Origin of the sequence: Sphingobacterium spiritivorum ATCC 33861 (genome assembly GCF_000143765.1) — a bacterium.
GTDB classification, from domain to species: Bacteria; Bacteroidota; Bacteroidia; order Sphingobacteriales; family Sphingobacteriaceae; genus Sphingobacterium; species Sphingobacterium spiritivorum.
Map to the genome: position 1 here is coordinate 1,971,918 of NZ_GL379770.1, position 17,714 is coordinate 1,989,631.

At 40.5% G+C, this 17,714-nt stretch carries 16 protein-coding genes; 6 read left to right on the forward strand and 10 right to left on the reverse strand.

Annotated features, from left to right (window positions below):
- The first annotated feature begins 46 nt into the window (after window positions 1–46).
- Entirely contained in the window at window positions 47–691 is a 645-nt protein-coding gene (locus tag HMPREF0766_RS08675) for a hypothetical protein (RefSeq protein ID WP_002995718.1), read from the forward strand.
- 32 nt (window positions 692–723) lie between these two features.
- On the opposite strand, the gene HMPREF0766_RS08680 is transcribed toward HMPREF0766_RS08675, so the two are convergent.
- The 7 genes from HMPREF0766_RS08680 to HMPREF0766_RS08710 all read right to left on the reverse strand — a co-directional run bounded on the left by HMPREF0766_RS08680 (window position 724) and on the right by HMPREF0766_RS08710 (window position 6,070).
- A complete protein-coding gene (locus HMPREF0766_RS08680; protein ID WP_002995721.1) occupies window positions 724–1,188 on the reverse strand; it encodes an Hsp20/alpha crystallin family protein in 465 nt (154 codons plus the stop codon).
- A gap of 18 nt (window positions 1,189–1,206) precedes the next feature.
- Window positions 1,207–1,497, reverse strand: a complete 291-nt coding sequence (locus HMPREF0766_RS08685; RefSeq protein WP_002995723.1) for a hypothetical protein — start codon at window positions 1,495–1,497, stop codon at window positions 1,207–1,209.
- Between the two features lie 158 nt (window positions 1,498–1,655).
- Window positions 1,656–1,991 carry a hypothetical protein gene (locus tag HMPREF0766_RS08690; RefSeq protein WP_002995725.1) on the reverse strand — a complete coding sequence of 112 codons (336 nt, stop codon included), beginning with the start codon at window positions 1,989–1,991 and terminating at the stop codon, window positions 1,656–1,658.
- A gap of 6 nt (window positions 1,992–1,997) precedes the next feature.
- Window positions 1,998–2,594, reverse strand: a complete 597-nt coding sequence (locus tag HMPREF0766_RS08695; protein ID WP_236590488.1) for an RNA polymerase sigma factor — start codon at window positions 2,592–2,594, stop codon at window positions 1,998–2,000.
- A 312-nt stretch (window positions 2,595–2,906) separates the two neighbouring features.
- Window positions 2,907–3,986, reverse strand: coding sequence for a DUF3810 domain-containing protein (locus HMPREF0766_RS08700; protein WP_002995730.1), 1,080 nt, complete (start codon window positions 3,984–3,986; stop codon window positions 2,907–2,909).
- Window positions 3,987–3,988: 2 nt separating this feature from the next.
- A complete protein-coding gene (locus HMPREF0766_RS08705) occupies window positions 3,989–5,047 on the reverse strand; it encodes a nucleoid-associated protein (RefSeq protein ID WP_002995732.1) in 1,059 nt (352 codons plus the stop codon).
- 18 nt (window positions 5,048–5,065) lie between these two features.
- Window positions 5,066–6,070, reverse strand: coding sequence for a histone deacetylase family protein (locus HMPREF0766_RS08710; protein WP_002995734.1), 1,005 nt, complete (start codon window positions 6,068–6,070; stop codon window positions 5,066–5,068).
- A gap of 39 nt (window positions 6,071–6,109) precedes the next feature.
- Between HMPREF0766_RS08710 and HMPREF0766_RS08715 the strand changes: the two genes are divergently transcribed.
- Window positions 6,110–6,760 (forward strand): YceH family protein, encoded by a 651-nt coding sequence (locus HMPREF0766_RS08715; protein ID WP_002995737.1) that lies wholly within the window; start codon window positions 6,110–6,112, stop codon window positions 6,758–6,760.
- A gap of 11 nt (window positions 6,761–6,771) precedes the next feature.
- A complete protein-coding gene (locus HMPREF0766_RS08720; protein ID WP_037460036.1) occupies window positions 6,772–7,806 on the forward strand; it encodes a WD40/YVTN/BNR-like repeat-containing protein in 1,035 nt (344 codons plus the stop codon).
- A 252-nt stretch (window positions 7,807–8,058) separates the two neighbouring features.
- Here the strand turns inward: HMPREF0766_RS08720 and HMPREF0766_RS08725 are convergent, their stop codons facing one another.
- The 3 genes from HMPREF0766_RS08725 to agaR all read right to left on the reverse strand — a co-directional run bounded on the left by HMPREF0766_RS08725 (window position 8,059) and on the right by agaR (window position 13,673).
- Window positions 8,059–11,460 (reverse strand): DUF1080 domain-containing protein, encoded by a 3,402-nt coding sequence (locus HMPREF0766_RS08725; protein ID WP_002995740.1) that lies wholly within the window; start codon window positions 11,458–11,460, stop codon window positions 8,059–8,061.
- A 24-nt stretch (window positions 11,461–11,484) separates the two neighbouring features.
- The gene (locus HMPREF0766_RS08730; RefSeq protein ID WP_002995742.1) at window positions 11,485–12,753 is read right to left on the reverse strand and encodes a Gfo/Idh/MocA family oxidoreductase; all 1,269 of its coding nucleotides are present in this window, start codon (window positions 12,751–12,753) and stop codon (window positions 11,485–11,487) included.
- A gap of 158 nt (window positions 12,754–12,911) precedes the next feature.
- Entirely contained in the window at window positions 12,912–13,673 is a 762-nt protein-coding gene (agaR, locus tag HMPREF0766_RS08735; RefSeq protein WP_236590487.1) for a transcriptional repressor AgaR, read from the reverse strand.
- A gap of 180 nt (window positions 13,674–13,853) precedes the next feature.
- Between agaR and HMPREF0766_RS08740 the strand changes: the two genes are divergently transcribed.
- Genes HMPREF0766_RS08740 through HMPREF0766_RS08750 form a run of 3 tightly spaced genes read left to right on the forward strand, consistent with a single transcriptional unit; the run spans window position 13,854 to window position 17,706 of the window.
- On the forward strand, window positions 13,854–15,422 hold the full coding sequence (locus tag HMPREF0766_RS08740) for a glycerol-3-phosphate dehydrogenase/oxidase (protein ID WP_002995746.1): 1,569 nt from the start codon (window positions 13,854–13,856) through the stop codon (window positions 15,420–15,422).
- Between the two features lie 25 nt (window positions 15,423–15,447).
- Entirely contained in the window at window positions 15,448–16,947 is a 1,500-nt protein-coding gene (gene glpK / locus HMPREF0766_RS08745) for a glycerol kinase GlpK (RefSeq protein WP_002995749.1), read from the forward strand.
- Between the two features lie 33 nt (window positions 16,948–16,980).
- Complete coding sequence (locus HMPREF0766_RS08750) at window positions 16,981–17,706, forward strand: MIP/aquaporin family protein (protein ID WP_002995752.1); 726 nt, start codon at window positions 16,981–16,983, stop codon at window positions 17,704–17,706.
- Window positions 17,707–17,714 lie beyond the last annotated feature (8 nt).

Here is a 17,714-nt window from a genome sequence, read left to right on the forward strand (position 1 = left end):
TAGATTGTCTTACTTGTAGTTTTTAAGATTTTAATCACTGATCAATATGAAAAAATATATTATTGCACTATTTGCTTCCGTAGCAGTTATGTTTGCTGCTCAGGCGCAATCGCAACCGTCAACGGAGCACATCTCGAAACTTGAGATCGGTAAAAAGGCCAAGAAGACTTTTAACAACCGCGATTCCAGTATGGTTATCCATATTGATACATTAATTATGGGAGACCGTGCCTCACTCATGTTTTATGGCAAAAAAGATGTGACTTTGGTTGTCAAATATGCTGAAATCGGCAATCAGGCCTCTATATCGGGTACTGATGGAAAAAATAACGGTACCAACTTTGATATACAGGCAAATATCCAAAAATTAGGTTCTTTATACCTTATTGCAAAAGGTGATGATGCCTTTAACGGAACCAAAACTTTTCCTAACGGAAATGGAGGGAATGTAAAGATCAAATTGGATAAAGGCAGTATAAAGCCTCAACAGACGGATAAAAAAGCGAAGGCGTATCTATTTGTGGATGTAGAACCGGGAGGACGGTCGGTCAATCCTAATTCGGATCTGAGGAATATATACAGTAGAATAAAAATGGCTCCAAGCGGACTCAGAGGACTTCCTCAGGGACAGATTTATTCTGGCAGTCCGGGAACTACCGGAAAAATAGAAATTATCAGCATAGAACAATAAACAGGCGGAAAATTCCGCCTGTTTATTGTTTATTATCCTACCCGTATTTCCTGAGGAGGTGTGATATTTTCCAGATCTTTGGGAAGGATGACAGTTAGAATGCCGTCTTCATAACTTGCGGATATTCTGGAGGTAGAGACCGGATTATTTAACTGAAAGGAGCGCTCGAAAGCAGTGGCAGAGAATTCCTGATACATATAAGCGGCAGGAGTCTCTTCTTCTGAAGGATTATAGCTTACAGTAAGCACATTATCCTTTACCGCTACTTTGAATCTATCTTTTTGATAACCTGCCGCATAGAGTTGAAGTGTAAAGAATTCTTCGTTTTCCGAGATATTGACCGGAATACTATTTTTTCTATCTGAACATGCTCCGGAAAAAGGATGTTCTCCATTCATGAATTCATCTCTAAATCTGCCGAATTTTTGCTCAAATTTATTCTTGAAATGTCCGTACTTTGCGGAACGATCTGATGTATTATTAGTTTTATAGAACATTGTATTATTTATTTAAAGTTAACGAATTGGGATAATAGCATAGTCTGCGCTGTCAGCTGCCGAATACTGCGGACGGATTGCAGAAGAACTCATTTCGTAATATGCCGGTGCAATACCTTTTCTTCTTTCATTGCCGATCATAGCTGCCTGACGTTTTTTAAAGCGTGAAGCTATAAACATTCCTGCACCTGCCAGCAGTGTGCCCACCAGTAATAATTTAAAGATCAATCCTACAACCAGCGCAAGCAAGCCTGCTAAAACTGTCAATCCAATCAATCTTGGTAATATAAACCGAATTTTATTTTTCATGATTTTTTATTTTTAATTATTTATTTCAAAGGCCTTTTGATAGAAGACGGACAACAGAGAATTATACTTTAACTTTTTTTATATTATTTATTACAGGCAAAAAAAATCCCAAACAGGTGTTGTTTGGGATTCATCGTTATTGTATAGGATTTTTAAGGCTAGCAATCATGCCATCTTCTGGAAAAGCGTTGCTTCCATTCTTCCTTAAACTTTTCCTTATCCTCGGGTGAGAGTTGCTCCAATTTGGATCGCAAGTGGGAACGGTCACAAGCCTTTCCTTTTCCTTTAAATCTGAATCCTCCAAAAAGAATCTTGGATAAGACCAGAATTCCGAAGGCCTGCCAGTAACTGATTGCTTTTACCCCTATTATTTCAGGTAAAAGGGCATTCCAAAGTGACTGAACCACCCAGACCAGCAGAAAAACCATCCCGATAATAAAAGGAATCATAAAAAGAATCTTTCCTTTCTTTTCGTTTCTAAATCTGTTATTCATATCTTCTTAATATTTAAGTTCTTCGTAAAGCATATTTAAGCGCAGACGAAGGTGTTTTACCGCGTAACCTTTGCGGCTAATGATCGTTTTTATATTTTCACCCTGCAGATCAGCTATTTGCTGCAAGGTCATATCTTCTATTTCATTCAGCACAAATACGTCTCTTTGCTTTTCGGGCAGTTCATCCAGAGCCTTCATCAGCTCCTCCCAGAATACTTCTTTAAACAGCTTCAGTTCCGCATTATTCGAATCATCCGCTAACAATATCTCTTTGATCTTCAGCTCTCCTTCATCATCCATATAAGTGTGATCTTCTATAGCATCCGTCTTTTTCTTGCGGTACAGATCCGTGATCTTATTACGGGTAATAGAATATAACCATGCACTCACATTTTCCAGCTGGTCGATATTAGACAGACGGCTGGTCTGATACCAGACCTCCTGCAGAATATCTTCGGCATCTTCCACTTTCTTCACTTTTCCCTTAATAAAACGAAGCAATTGGGCGCCATAGTTACGAACGACCTCCGGAAGTGAAGAAGATTGTTTATCAGACATTTGTAAGGTATGAGTGTAGTCCATAGACCAAAAGACGATCGACACACCCTTTTACTTTAATATACATAGAAATAAATGTAAAAATATTTTTGGGTTATCGGACTTTCTTTCTCTGATTTATTACATACTTCTTATTCGGAATATGGCTTTAAAGCACAAATACGGCGCTCAACTGTTAAAAAATCTTAAAATAACGGACAAACTGTAATATCGTCCTGAAACCTGACGTTATATTTGTACTTTTCATAAGTTTAGGTTAATAATTGGTTAGTAACGAAACGCTTCAGGTTCCCCGCCTGAAGCGTTTTTATTATTTACAGTTCACACGTTATTTATAGTTCACACGATCGTTATATACTATCTGCATCCTTTGTTTTGGAGTTCATATGCGAGTACGAGACGAGTCATCCGGTTGTACCTCGCTATACCTTCAGCCTGATTGTTGTGTTGCAGATACTGATTGTAAAACAAGGCTGTGAGATCGTTGATCCAGCCCATATATGTCTTCCAGAAAGCTCGCTCTTCCTCCAGATCGCTTTCGATTTTTGCAGATAATCTGTTACGGTATTGCTCAAATAAATTCCTGTCAATGCCACGAAGCTCACTCAACATATATGTCACACATTGTAAATAGGCTGAATATCTGTAAAATTCATTTGGGTGATGCTGCAGGCGTACAAAAGCAATAAAATTAGCTTCATCTTCGAAGCCTATTCCCTGCTGATGAGCCAGTTCGTGTACATAAGTAAACGGCTTGGCAACCTCGGGCATGGCTGTGTTGACATGTGCTTCATGTGTAAATGGATTAAAGTATCCCGATACCCCTACATACGATACCAACCGACTGTTTAACGGAGATTTCGCACGTACATTGGATACAGACAAGAATGACCTGAAGGTTGTATCATTTTCTACTGTTGCCACCATATCCTGTTCAATTTGCCGTCCTTTTCCTTTCCATACCTTCGGATTGATCCGTCCCCGAATAGTATTGGTTGTATCGATAAAGCGATCCAGTACTTCCAGGTAATCCGCCAGTTTCAGACTATCGACCCGTATATCTGCATTGAGTGCTACAGACTGCCTGTAGTAATTCATTCCCCAGCTGATATAAAAAAAGAGATATAAAAGCAACCCCAGATTAATGAGCTTTGAAAAACGTAACAATGCGGGATAAAACATCTTTTTGAATACTAAACAGACGGTCTGTCCGGTCAGGAATATCAGGAATCCGATCGCAGTACAATAAAAAACATCTCCGATACTAAAAGGTAAATATCCGAAAAAAGTGCCCGGAATATAGGAGAAGACAGGATACCAGCCTCTAGAAAAGATCATTTCCACGGCATGTGTATTGCTCTGCCATAGTGTGAACACTATCAGCAGAACAATCAGTATCAACGATACAATCCCGGATCTTTTCAGCTGGTTTTTCATGATTAGCTTTCGTTTTCGAAATAGACTTTATAATAGTTCATTCCTTTCTCTTCGTCAAAACCTTTTTCCAGATATTCTCTCTTTCCATGAACGTAAATATGAAAATTCTTATCGAGCTTCAATACACTTTTGTAGGAAGCCTCCATTTTCTTAACAGCCTTGTCTGCAATATCAAAATTACTCTGAAAAGGAGTTTCAAATTCATCTTCAAACTCACCCCTATATTCTTTAAACAGTGATATTGCCTGAGGATTTCCTAATACCTGCTCTTCAAATTCTTCCTGTACAAACTCTTCTTTTTCCTTAAAATAATTCATCGAACGGTTTAGCAGATCAATTTTATCTGCCTTCTCCATTTCAAAGACGTCTTCCAGTTTTTCGTTGACAAAGTTTTTATACACTTTCAGGTAGTTACCTGTCTGATTAAAGTTATCGTTACGGATACGAAGTTTCAGAAATTCATCTTTCCAATAAACCGCTTCCTGCTGTTTGTTTGTCTGATCCACGACCAGTACCTTGTAACCTTCGTCTTCCTCCACATCGATAATCAGTACGCCTTTGTCCAGCTTGTTGATATTGATGGCTTCTGCTTCATAATCCAGCTTAAAAGCTCCCTGTTCGGGATATACTTTAAGGTATGTTTCTTTATTTTCGGATTTGAAGATACCTATTGCCTGATGATCTTCTCCCTCCATCTGTACGTTCTTCAGGTGAACGACATAAACTTCGCCAGCTTTGATCTTCGGATGGCCTGATACCTCATACAAATGCTTGCTGACTTGCTGAGAAAGTTCGTGAAAAGGTAGTTTATCCTCAAAAAACTGTTTTGTGAAATGATATACTTCATTAAGATCGAGTTCTTCATTAGGATGAAAAAAACGATGTACTTCATTCAACTTGGCAAACGGAGATAAAAAATACTGCATCAGCAGCTGGGGCATTACTTCATCTTCACCCAGGTTAACAGGTTCATCAGAAAGGATATAAAACTCATCCTGCGCTTTATTTCCTACGCGATGAATGGATAATTTTTCGAAAGTGGCATCTTGATGAAAAAACATATATTGCGATTCTATTTTTTAAAAATTGTACAACTCTATTGCTGTCCGGTATGTCTGTATATGTGCATTGACTATATCCCGGATATGTTCGGAATATCCTCCTCCCATACTGACCTGAACCGGTATATCAAGTTGTCTGCATAAGGAAAGGACGATATAATCCCGTTCTTTACACGCTTCAGGTGAAAGCTTCAGTTTACCCAGCTTATCTGTTGCCAAAACATCGACTCCTGCCTGATAAAATACAAAATCAGGTGCGACTTTCTCAAACAGATCCGGTAATACTGTTGTCAACTGAGACAAATAATTCTTATCTGTAATCCCGTCTTCCAGACTAATATCAAGATGAGATTGTTCTTTTATAAATGGAAAATTCTTTGCCCCGTGCATAGAAAAGGTAAATACCGCTTTACTACCTTTAAATATATTGGCTGTTCCGTTTCCCTGATGTACATCAAGGTCAATGATTAATATTTTATGTGCCTTTTGCTCCGCTAGTAAATATGCCGCGGCTATAGCCTGATCATTCAGCAAACAAAAACCTTCTCCATATGCATATCCTGCATGATGTGTTCCTCCGGCTACATTAAAGGCAATCCCATATTGTATGGCAAAAAGTGCCGTTCTGATCGTGCCATCCACAATAAGACGTTCACGCCGGATCAGACTATCTGTCAATGGAAATCCGATTCTCCTGATCATACGCGCATCAAGTGTAAGTTCGAACAGATCCCGTACATAAGATTCGTCATGCGCCAGACAGGCAATTTCTTCTGAAACTAATTCAGGTTCAAAAAAACTGTCCTTCGATACGAGTCCTTCATGTATCAACTGCATGGGAATCAACTCGTACTTCAACATGGGAAACCTGTGGCCTTCCCTCAGCGGATGAATATAGGCGTTATGAAAAGCTATTTTGAGCAAAACAAAGTTTTCTATTTGATGACGAAGATACAAAAATGTTGTGGCACGACTGCCCCGAAATCCTATCGAAATATTGGATTTACTAATAAAATTTAACATATTTACAGACTGACCTGCGTCAGTTTTTAACTTAACTTCATGGAAAATAAATCTTTACCTCAATTATCTGCAGAAGAATTAAGAGTCTTAGGTTCTTTACTGGAAAAATCCAAAACCACACCTGAATATTACCCAATGACACTCAATGGTTTACAGACTGCATGTAACCAAAAAACTTCCCGAAAACCGGTGGTTAATTATGATGAACCTACTCTTATCGCTGCATTAGATGCGTTGAAAAAGAGAGGCTTGGTGTCCACAGTTGTAGGTGGTGGCAGCAGAGTGACAAAATATAAACACAATCTGGCGATTCAGTTTCCTTTGATTCCTTCCGATCTGGCTGTACTGTGCCTATTGATTTTGAGAGGGCCGCTCACTGCCGGCGAAATCAATAGTAATTCAGGCCGCTTGCATGAATTTGAGGGGCTGGAGGATGTACAGGAACATCTGAATAAGCTCAGTGAAGGTGAAATAGAATATGTAAAGCAATTACCTAAACGGCCGGGACAGAAAGAAGTACGTTATGTGCATCTTTTAGGTGAAGTAAATGAGGAAGATTATGATGAGCCAGTAAGCAATGGAGTACAGCAGAGTCAGGTAAAGGAACTCGAGAACAGGGTTCTTGTATTAGAAGAACAATTGCAGCAACTTCGGGCTGAATTTGACAGTTTGATGCAGGAACTGCGTTAATTCGGATGGGTATGAAAAAGCTTCTCTTTTTATTGTTCATGTCCCCAGCTCTTTTATTTGCTCAAAACAAGCAATACCATATTATTCCTTTAATTCAGGATGTAAAAAGCAGTTTTAGGGGATTAGCTGTAGTTTCAGATCAGATTCTTTGGATAAGTGGCAGCAACGGAACTGTAGGAAAATCTTTGGATGGTGGAAAATCGTGGGATTGGGTTAATCCGGCCGGATTCGAATCATACGATTTCAGGGATATTCAGGCTTTTAATGCAAAAGAGGCTGTTATTGTTAATGCGGGCTCTCCTGCAGTTATATTACGCACCAGTGATGGGGGTAAAAACTGGATAAGTACATATGAAAATAATCATCCGGATATTTTTTTGGATGGAATGGATTTTTGGGATCGAAAAAGAGGAATTGCTTTTGGAGACCCTATAGACGGCCGACTCCAATTGTTGTATTCTTCTGATAAAGGGAAGAACTGGAATGACATATCTGCTAATCTTAAGCAGGTTATGAAAACGGGAGAAGCCAGTTTTGCTGCCAGTGGAAGTACTATCTGTACCCAACCGCATGGCAATGTATGGATCGCCACAGGTGGTTCAGTATCCCATATTTATTTTTCCGGAGACTACGGACAGCATTGGGAACAATATGCCTGTCCAATTACCCAGGGCAAAAGTACAACCGGCGTATTCTCTATAGCTTTTATTGATCACATGACAGGTGTGGTAGTAGGTGGAGATTATGCGCAGGATAAAGAAAATGCTAATAACATCCTGCTGACTACCGATGGTGGAAAAAACTGGACAGCACCAGCAAAACCTGTTTCAGGGTTCAGATCTTCTGTTGTATATGTAAATAGACAGACATTATTCGCAACAGGCACTTCCGGAACAGATGTATCTGAAGATGGAGGAAATACATGGACAAAAATCGCTGATTCAAGTTTTAATGTGATCGGAAAATCTCAATCCGGCAATAAGATATTCCTTACAGGCAGTAAAGGAAATGTTGCCGTGCTTCAAGTACAGTCCTCTCCCAAATAGAATTTGAGGACATAGAATAACCTGCAAATCGCAGCATCTCACATCTATAGCGGAAGCATTAGCAAAGCGGTGCTTGTGCTTTAGCAGATATACAACCATTCTATACAGTTGTTGGGGACAGCAACTGACGCTGGAAAATGACTACGTATTATCAAAAAGACTAATCCCCCTAAAGAGATTCAAAATTTAGAAATAAAAAAGTCCGTCTTCCTTACGAAAGACGGACTTGTATGTGTCACTGAAAAATAACAGTTACAATTTTTTCACTCTTATATTACGGAAAAATACTTCAGATCCGTGTCCTAAGAAAGCAATATGTCCGGATTTACGTTGTAATCCGGGGTGGCTTTTACCGTCCAATGTACCATTTTTGGATGCTTCAGCAATATCACCTTCCAGAATAACCGTTCCGTTGACCGTAACTTTGATTTTATTTCCTTGTAAGCGGATTTCCTCAGTATTCCACTCGCCTACCGGTTTCAAAGCTCCTCTTTTAGCCGTGATGACACCATATACCGAGCCGTGATACTGATAAGGTTTCAGATTTTTGTAGACATCCGCATCATTATCCAGAATCTGGATTTCCATACCTGCATAAGCAGCATCTCCTTCTAACGGTGCACGTAAACCTACTCCATTATTCGCTCCCGGAGTCAATTTAAATTCAAAACGATATACAACATCGCTGTATTCATCTTTGGTATACAGGTTGCCCCCAAATTTAGCATTTGGATAGACGACCAGATAACTTTCCTCATTGATACCATAACCATCGGAAGGAATCCATTTGTCTAAATTTGTACCATCGAACAACATATCAAATCCTTCACTCTTCTCTTGAGCACTAAGTTCTGAAACCTGTTTTCTTGGCAATTCTTTAATAAAGATATCACGATAATATACTTTAGTACCATGTGCCTGCAATTCAATCTGTTCTGTAGGGAATATAGATTGATTGCGATCCCAATAATTTTCCAAAGGTACATTATCTGTTACCAGCACTCCATTCAGATACACGGTCACTTTATCATCTACCATTTTTATTTTAAAAGTATTCCATTCTCCCAGTGGATTATCTGCTACGACTAATGGATCTTTTGCATTTTTTTGGTTGTTATACAGACCACCGGAACCGACCTGAGCACCCACATTGGTACGGGATATATCCCAGATCTGCACCTGCGGAGTACCTCTCAGATAAACCCCTGCATCTCCTTCTTTTCCATCTTTATCCAACTTCCAGTCAACCAGCATCTCCATATCTCCATATTGTTTGATCGTAGCGATGTTATCTCCTTTTCCGTTGAAGATCAGTTCTCCTTTGCTAGCCTGCCAACCTGCACGCATTTTTTCGTCTGCTTTCTTTTGTTCTGCAGCTAATGTTTTAGCGTCCATTTTGCTGCGTTTGATCGGATCAGCTACCAATCCTTTCCATCCGCTCAGATCATTTCCGTTAAATACAGATACAAATCCTTCTTTATTCGGCATTTCAGCCAGCTGACGAAGTACAGCTTCTTTCAGGTATGAACTTTCACTTCCGGATAGATTACCGATAACTTTATTCAAAATATTGCGAACATCTTCACCTACATATTCTTTATGATCAAATGCGATATTCATTGCAGTATTGGAAGCCGCTCCAGCTAAAGCCGGATTGTCCATCTGCTTGCTTGCAAAGATCATAGCCTGATAAGTGCCTGCTCCCTGCAATGAGCTTAACACCTGATTCCGTTGTGCATCTGTACGTGCAATAGCAAAGGCATCTTTCAGATGCAGTGTTTTCTGATCCGGAGTCAGAGAAGAACTGTTCACCAGACGAATCAGTCCTTTGAAGATCGTATCAAAATTTCCTTCTCCTTTTTCTGTCCTGGAGAGCGCAACAAGAGCAGGAAGTGCTTCTGCTGATTTCCATGATGCTAATGCGGAGATTGCCTGTGTTTTTACTTCAGGAATACCGGCATCTGTGAAATTCTTAACCGCATTTAAAGACTCCGTACCTCCAAGACCTGCAAATACCGGGAAATACATACCTGCGGAAGGTGCTGCGGATACAGTCACATTAGATGCTAATTTTGTTGTAATTGCATCTTTGTCCTTGCTGGACTGAATGGCATTGATTGTTGCTTTTTGTAAATAAGCGACTTCATTTTTATTTGCAGTCGAGAATAATGCATATAATTCATTCAGATCATCTTCTGATGCAACTGTTGGTAATGCCTGATAGGCCGCCATGCGAACCTTCTCATCCGTGCTCTTTGCTAACGGAAGGACTGCTTTTGATGATTTAGCATTCGGTCTTTTTGCCAGAATACCTAATAATGCTATCTGTGTCTTGGCATCCGCTGTTGCTAATGATTCGTTTACAATATCAATAGCTTTTGCTTCTTTAGAAGCAAGAATCAGTTTTTGAATAGCGCTTGTCAATGCTTCATCTGTATCTTTAAGCTGACTGATCAGAAGTGGCGTTACATTATTGCGGGACAGTGCATCAAGTGCTTCTAATCCGGAAATACGGGCATCACCTGTAGTGTTGTTAAGAACAATCTTCTGTAGTGTGGATACATCCGAAGCAGATCCTTTTTGTGCCAGGAAATCCAGAATACTTTCCTGCACGGCAGGTGTAGCACTTTTTAGCGCTGCAATTAGTTTTTTCGTATCTCCGCTATTTCCATATTCGCCCAACAGCTGCAGAGCCACATTACGATATGCTGCATCTTCGCTTGTTGAGGCAGTCAATAAAGCTTTTTTCTGTTTGGAAGCATTGATATTTGTAAGAATGCTTAAGGCTGCAATCTTAGTTTCAGGAGCATTATTTACCCCTGCTCCTGCAAATAATGCTGCTGCAAACTTTTCTGCCTGTGCGGATTTTTTGTTCTTCAAGAGTGTCTCTGCGTAATCGACCGCCAGTCCAGTTATATCATTTGGCTCATACTGATATTTTACGATAGCCAGTTGCGTCGTAAAAACTGCTGCTGATTTCTCTCCGCCGATCTTACTCAATGCTGTGAAAGCCGCTTTCTGAAATTTCGGAGCTGAAGTTGACTGAATAAGTTCAATAATTTTTGTCTCTGCATCGGTTGATCTGAGATCTCCAAGAGCTGTGACAATAGCAATCTTCTTAGTTTCAGAATCTGCATCTGTCAACGAAGCTAATAAAGCTTTACGCGCATCCTCTGTATTGATAGCAACAAGTGCACGGGAAGCCTTCCCTACCAGATAATCATCTTTCAGGTACGGTGTCAACGGAGCCACAGCTTCGTTCTTACCGGATTGTTGCAATAACTTGATTACATATCCTTTATTGTCTTTGTCTGTTAATTTATCCAGAGCTGCAATCAATCCTTTTGCAAATGTTTCGCGTCTGGCCTCCATACCGGATTGCATCACATAAAAAGAGTATGAATTACTTGCAAATTCAATTGTGGCATTGTTTCCGCCCTGAGGCTGCAGCTTCGCTAATAATTCAGCTATATCTTCAGATGAGAAATTTTCCAGCTCTTTCATAGCAGCCAGAAATTTTGCCTTCTCCTCTGCCGGCTGCTGCGCCAGTACATCAGCTATTTTGGTAGCAGTTGTCCTGTTGGAAGGTAATTGAGCATGTGCAGCTACTTGTAAAATCAAGAGTGCAGATAATATATTAAATGTTTTTTTCATTGGTTTGTGCTGTTGAAATGTAAATTAAATAGTCCACGGACCTCTCATCGGTTGATGAATCAAACGATTAGCGCCTTCATCATTAATAAACACTTGTTTGTCAGAATCGAATTTCAACGAACGGTTGAGTCTCAATGCAATCAGTCCCAGATTGACTAATGTACATGAACGATATCCATTCTCCTCATTCAGCGCAAATTTCTGTCTTGTTCTCACAGACTCCAGGAAGTTTGTAATCTGCGGTGCAGGTTCCGGATATTGTGACAGTTTTCTTTCCAGGTCCGGAATATCCGACACAAATCCTTTATACAGTTTACCTTTAGGTCCTTCTATATACGCCAATCCCTCGTCCTTACCTTCTCCGTCTAATATAATCTGGCAACCATCAGCATACGTATATGTAATGCGTCTCCATGTACCTACGGCATCATTATGTTGTTGCGGGGCATCAACCTCGATCGATACCGGACTTTCTTCATCTTTACCCAGGAAATACTGTACAGGATCCAGATAATGTTGTCCCATATCACCAAGACCTCCTCCATCATAATCCCAATATCCACGGAAAGTAAGATGAGTACGATGTGTACTGTATGGTTTGTACGGTGCAGGTCCTAACCACATATCGTAATCCAGTTCTGCAGGAACCTGTTCGACCGGTAAATTCTGCTTACCAATCCAGAAAAATTTCCAGTCAAAACCGGTGTGCTTGCTGATGGTCACTTTAAGCGGCCATCCCAGCATTCCGGTATCTACCAGTTTTTTGATCTTTCTTACCGGAACCTGCATACCGTAAAAATTATCTTCAAATCTAAACCAGGTATTCAGACGGAATATATTACCATGCTGTTTTACAGCCTCTTTAACTTTCTGACCTTCACCAATAGTTCTGGTCATCGGTTTTTCACACCAGATATCTTTTCCGGCACGTGCGGCTTCTACAGCCATCAATCCATGCCAGTGGGGAGGTGTGGCAATATGTACGATATCCACCTCCGGAGATTTGATCAGTTCTCTGAAATCGTGGTATTCACGTACACCACCGCCTAATGTTTTCTGAGCGATAGCCAGATGACGGGTATCAACATCACAGATAGCGACGGTCTTAGTACCGGCATAAGCAAAATGTCCGCGCCCCATTGATCCTACTCCTATGACACCTTTGGTCAGGTGGTCACTTGGTGCAAGATAACCTTGTCCTCCTAAAACAAAACGTGGCACAATTGTAAAAGCAGCAGCTCCTATAATTGACTTTTTGAGAAACTCACGTCTTGAATTTTCTTGTTTTTTCATATTGTTGAATGTAAGTTTTAGGTATTGATTATACTATCATAAAAATGGAGTTGTTATCAGGCAACTCCAATTTCTAAAGATATTAAAATAATCTTACATACATTTTAGCATTGTAAAAATCGTATGTAAAATTTTTATGGTATTAGATAGCAGACATATTAAACGACAATAACTTTGATACCCAGAGATTCCAGTTTTTCTACGTAGCGCGGATTGACATAATTATCCGTTATCAGAATATCGATCTGGTTGATCTCTGCAATCTTTCCGAAGCTCTTGCGACCAAATTTACTGGAATCCACCAAAACGATTACTTTTTGAGCCGATTCCATCATCACACGATTCAGACGAGCTTCCTGAGCATTGGTGGTTGTAATTCCGAAATCCAGATCAATACCGTCCACACCAAGAAAAAGTTTTGAACAAAAGAAGTCTTTTAGGATCATTTCGGCATATGCGCCCGTAACAGACATGGAGGTTTTGCGCATAGTACCTCCTAGTTGTATAATTTCAACATTCTGATGCTGAATAAGCTGTTGTGCTACGTTCAGAGCTGAAGTGACGACAGTAAGTAGTCCCTGTGGTTCAATCTCTTTTGCCATGGCCTGCATAGTCGTACCTGAAGCAATAATAATAGAATCATTAGGCTCTACAAAAGAAGCTGCTGTCTTACCAATTTTCGACTTTTCCAGCGTATGTAACTTTTCCTTCTCGAATACAGGCCGGTCCGTGGTATAGGGATTCTGCCGGGTAGCCCCTCCATGTACCCGAAACAACAACGAACTGTCTTCTAAAAATTTTAGATCCTTTCGAATAGTAACTGTCGAAACGCCAAGCTCTTCACAAAGCTCAGAAACCGTAATATTACCAACCTGTTTAAGTTTTTCTAAGATCAAATGGTGTCTTTCAACGCTATTCATAATAGGTTTTAATTCAAATTTCACTAAGGTAAAAAACTTTTCATTTATGAGTGAAATAAAAATTTAACAATAATTTCGTTTGTTTTCTTTTAGTTTCGTTTGATTATTTATTATGTTTGTTTCAGGATCGCTCAAACAGCAGGTCATAAGAAGTGTTATAAATTGTAAAATCAATTATATATGAAATTTGACAGAAATGAAGGCATAAACAGTCTTTATCAAACCCAACAATGGGATATTGCCATTATCGGTGGCGGAGCTACCGGCCTGGGAATCGCAGCAGATGCGGCTTCAAGAGGATATAAAACAATCTTATTAGAAAAATATGATTTTGCTAAAGCAACTTCCAGCCGCAGTACAAAACTGGTGCACGGAGGTGTGCGCTATCTGGCCAACGGCGATGTCAAATTGGTTTACTCTGCACTGCATGAAAGAGGGCTTATCTTTAGAAATGCTCCTCATGTGGCCAGAATACAGAGTTTTATTATCCCATGTTATTCCTGGTTTAGTAAATTAAAATATCTGATCGGCCTGAAATTATACGACTGGATGGCAGGCAGTCTGCGTATAGGCAAGTCTGTATATCTGAATAAGAATGAAGTAATCTCTAAATTGCCTACTGTCAAAGCTTCTGCACTTCAGGGTGGTATACAATATTTTGACGGTCAGTTTGATGATGCCCGTCTTGCCCTCAATCTGGGGCAGACTGCTGCTGAATACGGAGCCACAATCATCAATTATGCTGATGTGACACATATTGATAAAAATGAGGCCGGTAAAGTAAACGGATTGACTTTTGTCGATCAGGAAACAGGACAGTCCCATACTATTCAGGCAAAATCTATTATAAATGCAACGGGAATATTTGTAGATGATATTCTGAAACTGGAAGAACCCAAACATAAAAATCTGGTCAGACCCAGCCAGGGAACACATATTGTCGTTGATAAGAAGTTTCTCGGTAAATCGGATGCGCTTATGATTCCCGAAACCAGTGACGGTCGTGTATTGTTCGGTGTGCCGTGGCATGGTCATGTATTGCTGGGAACTACAGACACTCCGTTAGATCAGCACCAGATCGAACCACGCCCTTTGGAAGAAGAGATTAAATTTATATTAGATACCGCTTACAATTATATGGAACATGCTCCTACCCGATCTGATATATTAAGCGTATTTGCCGGATTAAGGCCTCTGGCTGCTCCGCAGGATGATGATGTTAACAGCACTAAAGAAATATCCAGAGACCATAAACTTATCAGTAACGCTTCAGGTCTGGTCACTATTACAGGAGGAAAATGGACTACATATCGCAAAATGGCAGAAGAAACAATCAATCTGGCTATTAAAGTAGCGGCTTTAGATCCCAAAGCCTGTATGACAAAAACACTGAAGATACATGGTTATGCTAAAAATGAAGAACGGGGGCACTGGAAATTCTATGGGAGCGACGCAGCGGGTATACGTGCTTTGGCGGTAACTTCTCCTGAACTGGCTACTGTATTACATCCAAAATTTGAACATATCGCTGCTGAGGTGATATGGGCTGTGCGTCATGAAATGGCCCGGAATGTAGAAGATGTTCTGGCCAGACGTATGCGGATATTATTCCTGGATGCAAAAGCATCTTTGGAAATGGCTCCTCAAGTTGCTAAATTGATGGCCCAAACGCTGGGAAAAGATGAGCTTTGGATCAATGAGCAAACAGAAAGCTACCGGGAATTAGTGAAGAACTATATTATAAATTAAATTGTACATATAACCATAATAAACCATGCAAAATAAGGAATACATCGTTGCGCTTGACCAGGGGACAACCAGTTCAAGAGCTATTATATTTAATCAATCGGGGGAGATTGCAGGTGTAGCTCAGCGCGAATTTAAACAGCATTATCCACAATCGGGATGGGTAGAACACGATCCTCAGGATATCTGGTCTACACAGTTCTCTGTACTGACAGAGGCTCTCACCAAATCGAAGATCAATTCTTCAAAAATAAAAGGGATCGGAATCACCAATCAACGCGAAACGACTGTAATATGGGATAGAAAAACGGGGGTTCCTATCTATAATGCTATCGTATGGCAAGACAGAAGAACAGCAGAATATTGCCGTTCTATCAGTGATAAAGGACATGGTCCGTTAATCCAGAAAAAAACAGGATTGCTGATCGATGCGTATTTCTCAGCTTCAAAGATCAACTGGATACTGGATAATGTAAAAGGTGCCCGTAAAAAAGCAGAAAAAGGTGAACTCGCCTTTGGTACAATTGATACCTGGCTGATCTGGAATCTTACAAACGGAGAAACGCACGTAACGGATGTAACCAATGCCTCACGTACAATGATCTTCAATATTCAGACCATGGCATGGGATGACGAGTTACTGGAGATTTTTGACATTCCGAAATCTATTCTTCCTGAAGTCAAAAGTTCTTCTGAAATCTACGCAGAAACTTCGAATGAAATACTTTCTCATCAGATTCCTATCGCAGGTATTGCGGGTGACCAGCAGGCAGCATTATTCGGACAGATGTGTACCACCAAAGGTATGGTCAAAAATACCTATGGTACAGGATGTTTTATGCTGATGAATATCGGCAAGAAACCGGTTATTTCAAAGAATAAGCTGGTTACTACAGTCGCATGGCAGATTGGCAAGGAGGTGACTTATGCGCTGGAAGGAAGTATTTTTATTGGCGGAGCGATTGTGCAGTGGCTCCGTGATGAATTGGGGATCATCAAAAAATCTGCTGATGTAGAAAAGCTGGCCTCTTCTGTTGAAGACTCTAATGGCGTATATCTGGTACCGGCATTTGCTGGCCTGGGAGCGCCTATATGGAATCCTGACGCCAGAGGAACAATTGTAGGGCTTTCCAGAGGAGCAAATGCAGCACATATTGCGCGAGCAGCATTAGAAAGTATTGCTTTTCAGACTGTAGATATTTTACGGGCGATGGAATCAGATGCCGGTTTAAAAATCAAAGAGTTACGTGTTGACGGGGGTGCTACGCAAAACAATCTGCTGATGCAATTTCAGTCTGATATTCTGAGTTCGACGACTGTACGTCCTGAAATTACAGAGACAACGGCTTTGGGTGCAGCTTATCTGGCAGGTCTTGCAGTCGGATTCTGGAAAGATATCGAAGAAATATCGAAACAATGGAAAGAAGACAAAAAATTTGAGCCCAATAAGAAAACTAAAACCAAAGAGCTACTTGAGGAATGGCACCGTGCTGTTAATGCAACAGTTTATTGGGCTGAAAACAAATAATAATAACCTTTATAAACCAAATCAGATAAAATTATGACACCATTTGTAGCTGAACTTATAGGAACAGCAGTATTGATCCTTCTCGGAGGAGGCGTTGTGGCGAATGTAGTATTAAACAAGACAAAAGGAAACAATTCGGGTTGGATTGTCATTACTACAGCATGGGGACTGGCTGTCTTTTGCGGAGTAGTAATTGCAGGCCCTTACAGCGGAGCGCATCTTAGTCCTGCTGTCACTGTAGCCAATATGGCTTTGGGAAAGATGACCTTTGCAGCAGGTATGGAATATATTGCCGCACAATTTGCGGGTGCTATGTCGGGTGCATTTCTGGTATGGCTGATGTACAAAGATCATTTTGATGCAACAGAAGATGCCGGAGCAAAACAAGCTGTATTCTGTACTGCTCCTGCTATCCGTAATATTCCCGTCAATCTGATCAGCGAAATCGTGGGTACCTTTGTGCTGATATTTACCATCTTTCACTTTACGGATGCCAAGTTAGCTGATGATTCACCTGTAGGTCTTGGTTCTATAGGTGCATTGCCGGTAGCATTTGTAGTATGGGTTATCGGTCTGGCGCTTGGGGGTACCACCGGATATGCGATCAACCCGGCTCGTGACCTCGGCCCGCGTATTATGCATGCTCTTCTTCCGATCAGGAATAAAGCCGGCTTTGATGCAGGTTATGCATGGGTACCGGTAATCGGTCCGGTGATCGGCAGTTTGCTTGCTGTAGGTCTGTATTTAGTATTAAATTAAGAAAAGGA

Coding starts and splice junctions, on each gene's coding strand:
- HMPREF0766_RS08740 (WP_002995746.1), top strand. CDS start 13,854: ATGAAATTTGACAGAAATGAAGGCATAAACAGTCTTTATCAAACCCAA.
- HMPREF0766_RS08705 (WP_002995732.1), bottom strand. CDS start 5,047: ATGTTTTTTCATCAAGATGCCACTTTCGAAAAATTATCCATTCATCGC.
- HMPREF0766_RS08685 (WP_002995723.1), bottom strand. CDS start 1,497: ATGAAAAATAAAATTCGGTTTATATTACCAAGATTGATTGGATTGACA.
- HMPREF0766_RS08700 (WP_002995730.1), bottom strand. CDS start 3,986: ATGAAAAACCAGCTGAAAAGATCCGGGATTGTATCGTTGATACTGATT.
- HMPREF0766_RS08715 (WP_002995737.1), top strand. CDS start 6,110: ATGGAAAATAAATCTTTACCTCAATTATCTGCAGAAGAATTAAGAGTC.
- HMPREF0766_RS08725 (WP_002995740.1), bottom strand. CDS start 11,460: ATGAAAAAAACATTTAATATATTATCTGCACTCTTGATTTTACAAGTA.
- glpK (WP_002995749.1), top strand. CDS start 15,448: ATGCAAAATAAGGAATACATCGTTGCGCTTGACCAGGGGACAACCAGT.
- HMPREF0766_RS08730 (WP_002995742.1), bottom strand. CDS start 12,753: ATGAAAAAACAAGAAAATTCAAGACGTGAGTTTCTCAAAAAGTCAATT.
- HMPREF0766_RS08680 (WP_002995721.1), bottom strand. CDS start 1,188: ATGTTCTATAAAACTAATAATACATCAGATCGTTCCGCAAAGTACGGA.
- HMPREF0766_RS08690 (WP_002995725.1), bottom strand. CDS start 1,991: ATGAATAACAGATTTAGAAACGAAAAGAAAGGAAAGATTCTTTTTATG.
- agaR (WP_236590487.1), bottom strand. CDS start 13,673: ATGAATAGCGTTGAAAGACACCATTTGATCTTAGAAAAACTTAAACAG.
- HMPREF0766_RS08750 (WP_002995752.1), top strand. CDS start 16,981: ATGACACCATTTGTAGCTGAACTTATAGGAACAGCAGTATTGATCCTT.
- HMPREF0766_RS08675 (WP_002995718.1), top strand. CDS start 47: ATGAAAAAATATATTATTGCACTATTTGCTTCCGTAGCAGTTATGTTT.
- HMPREF0766_RS08710 (WP_002995734.1), bottom strand. CDS start 6,070: ATGTTAAATTTTATTAGTAAATCCAATATTTCGATAGGATTTCGGGGC.
- HMPREF0766_RS08720 (WP_037460036.1), top strand. CDS start 6,772: ATGAAAAAGCTTCTCTTTTTATTGTTCATGTCCCCAGCTCTTTTATTT.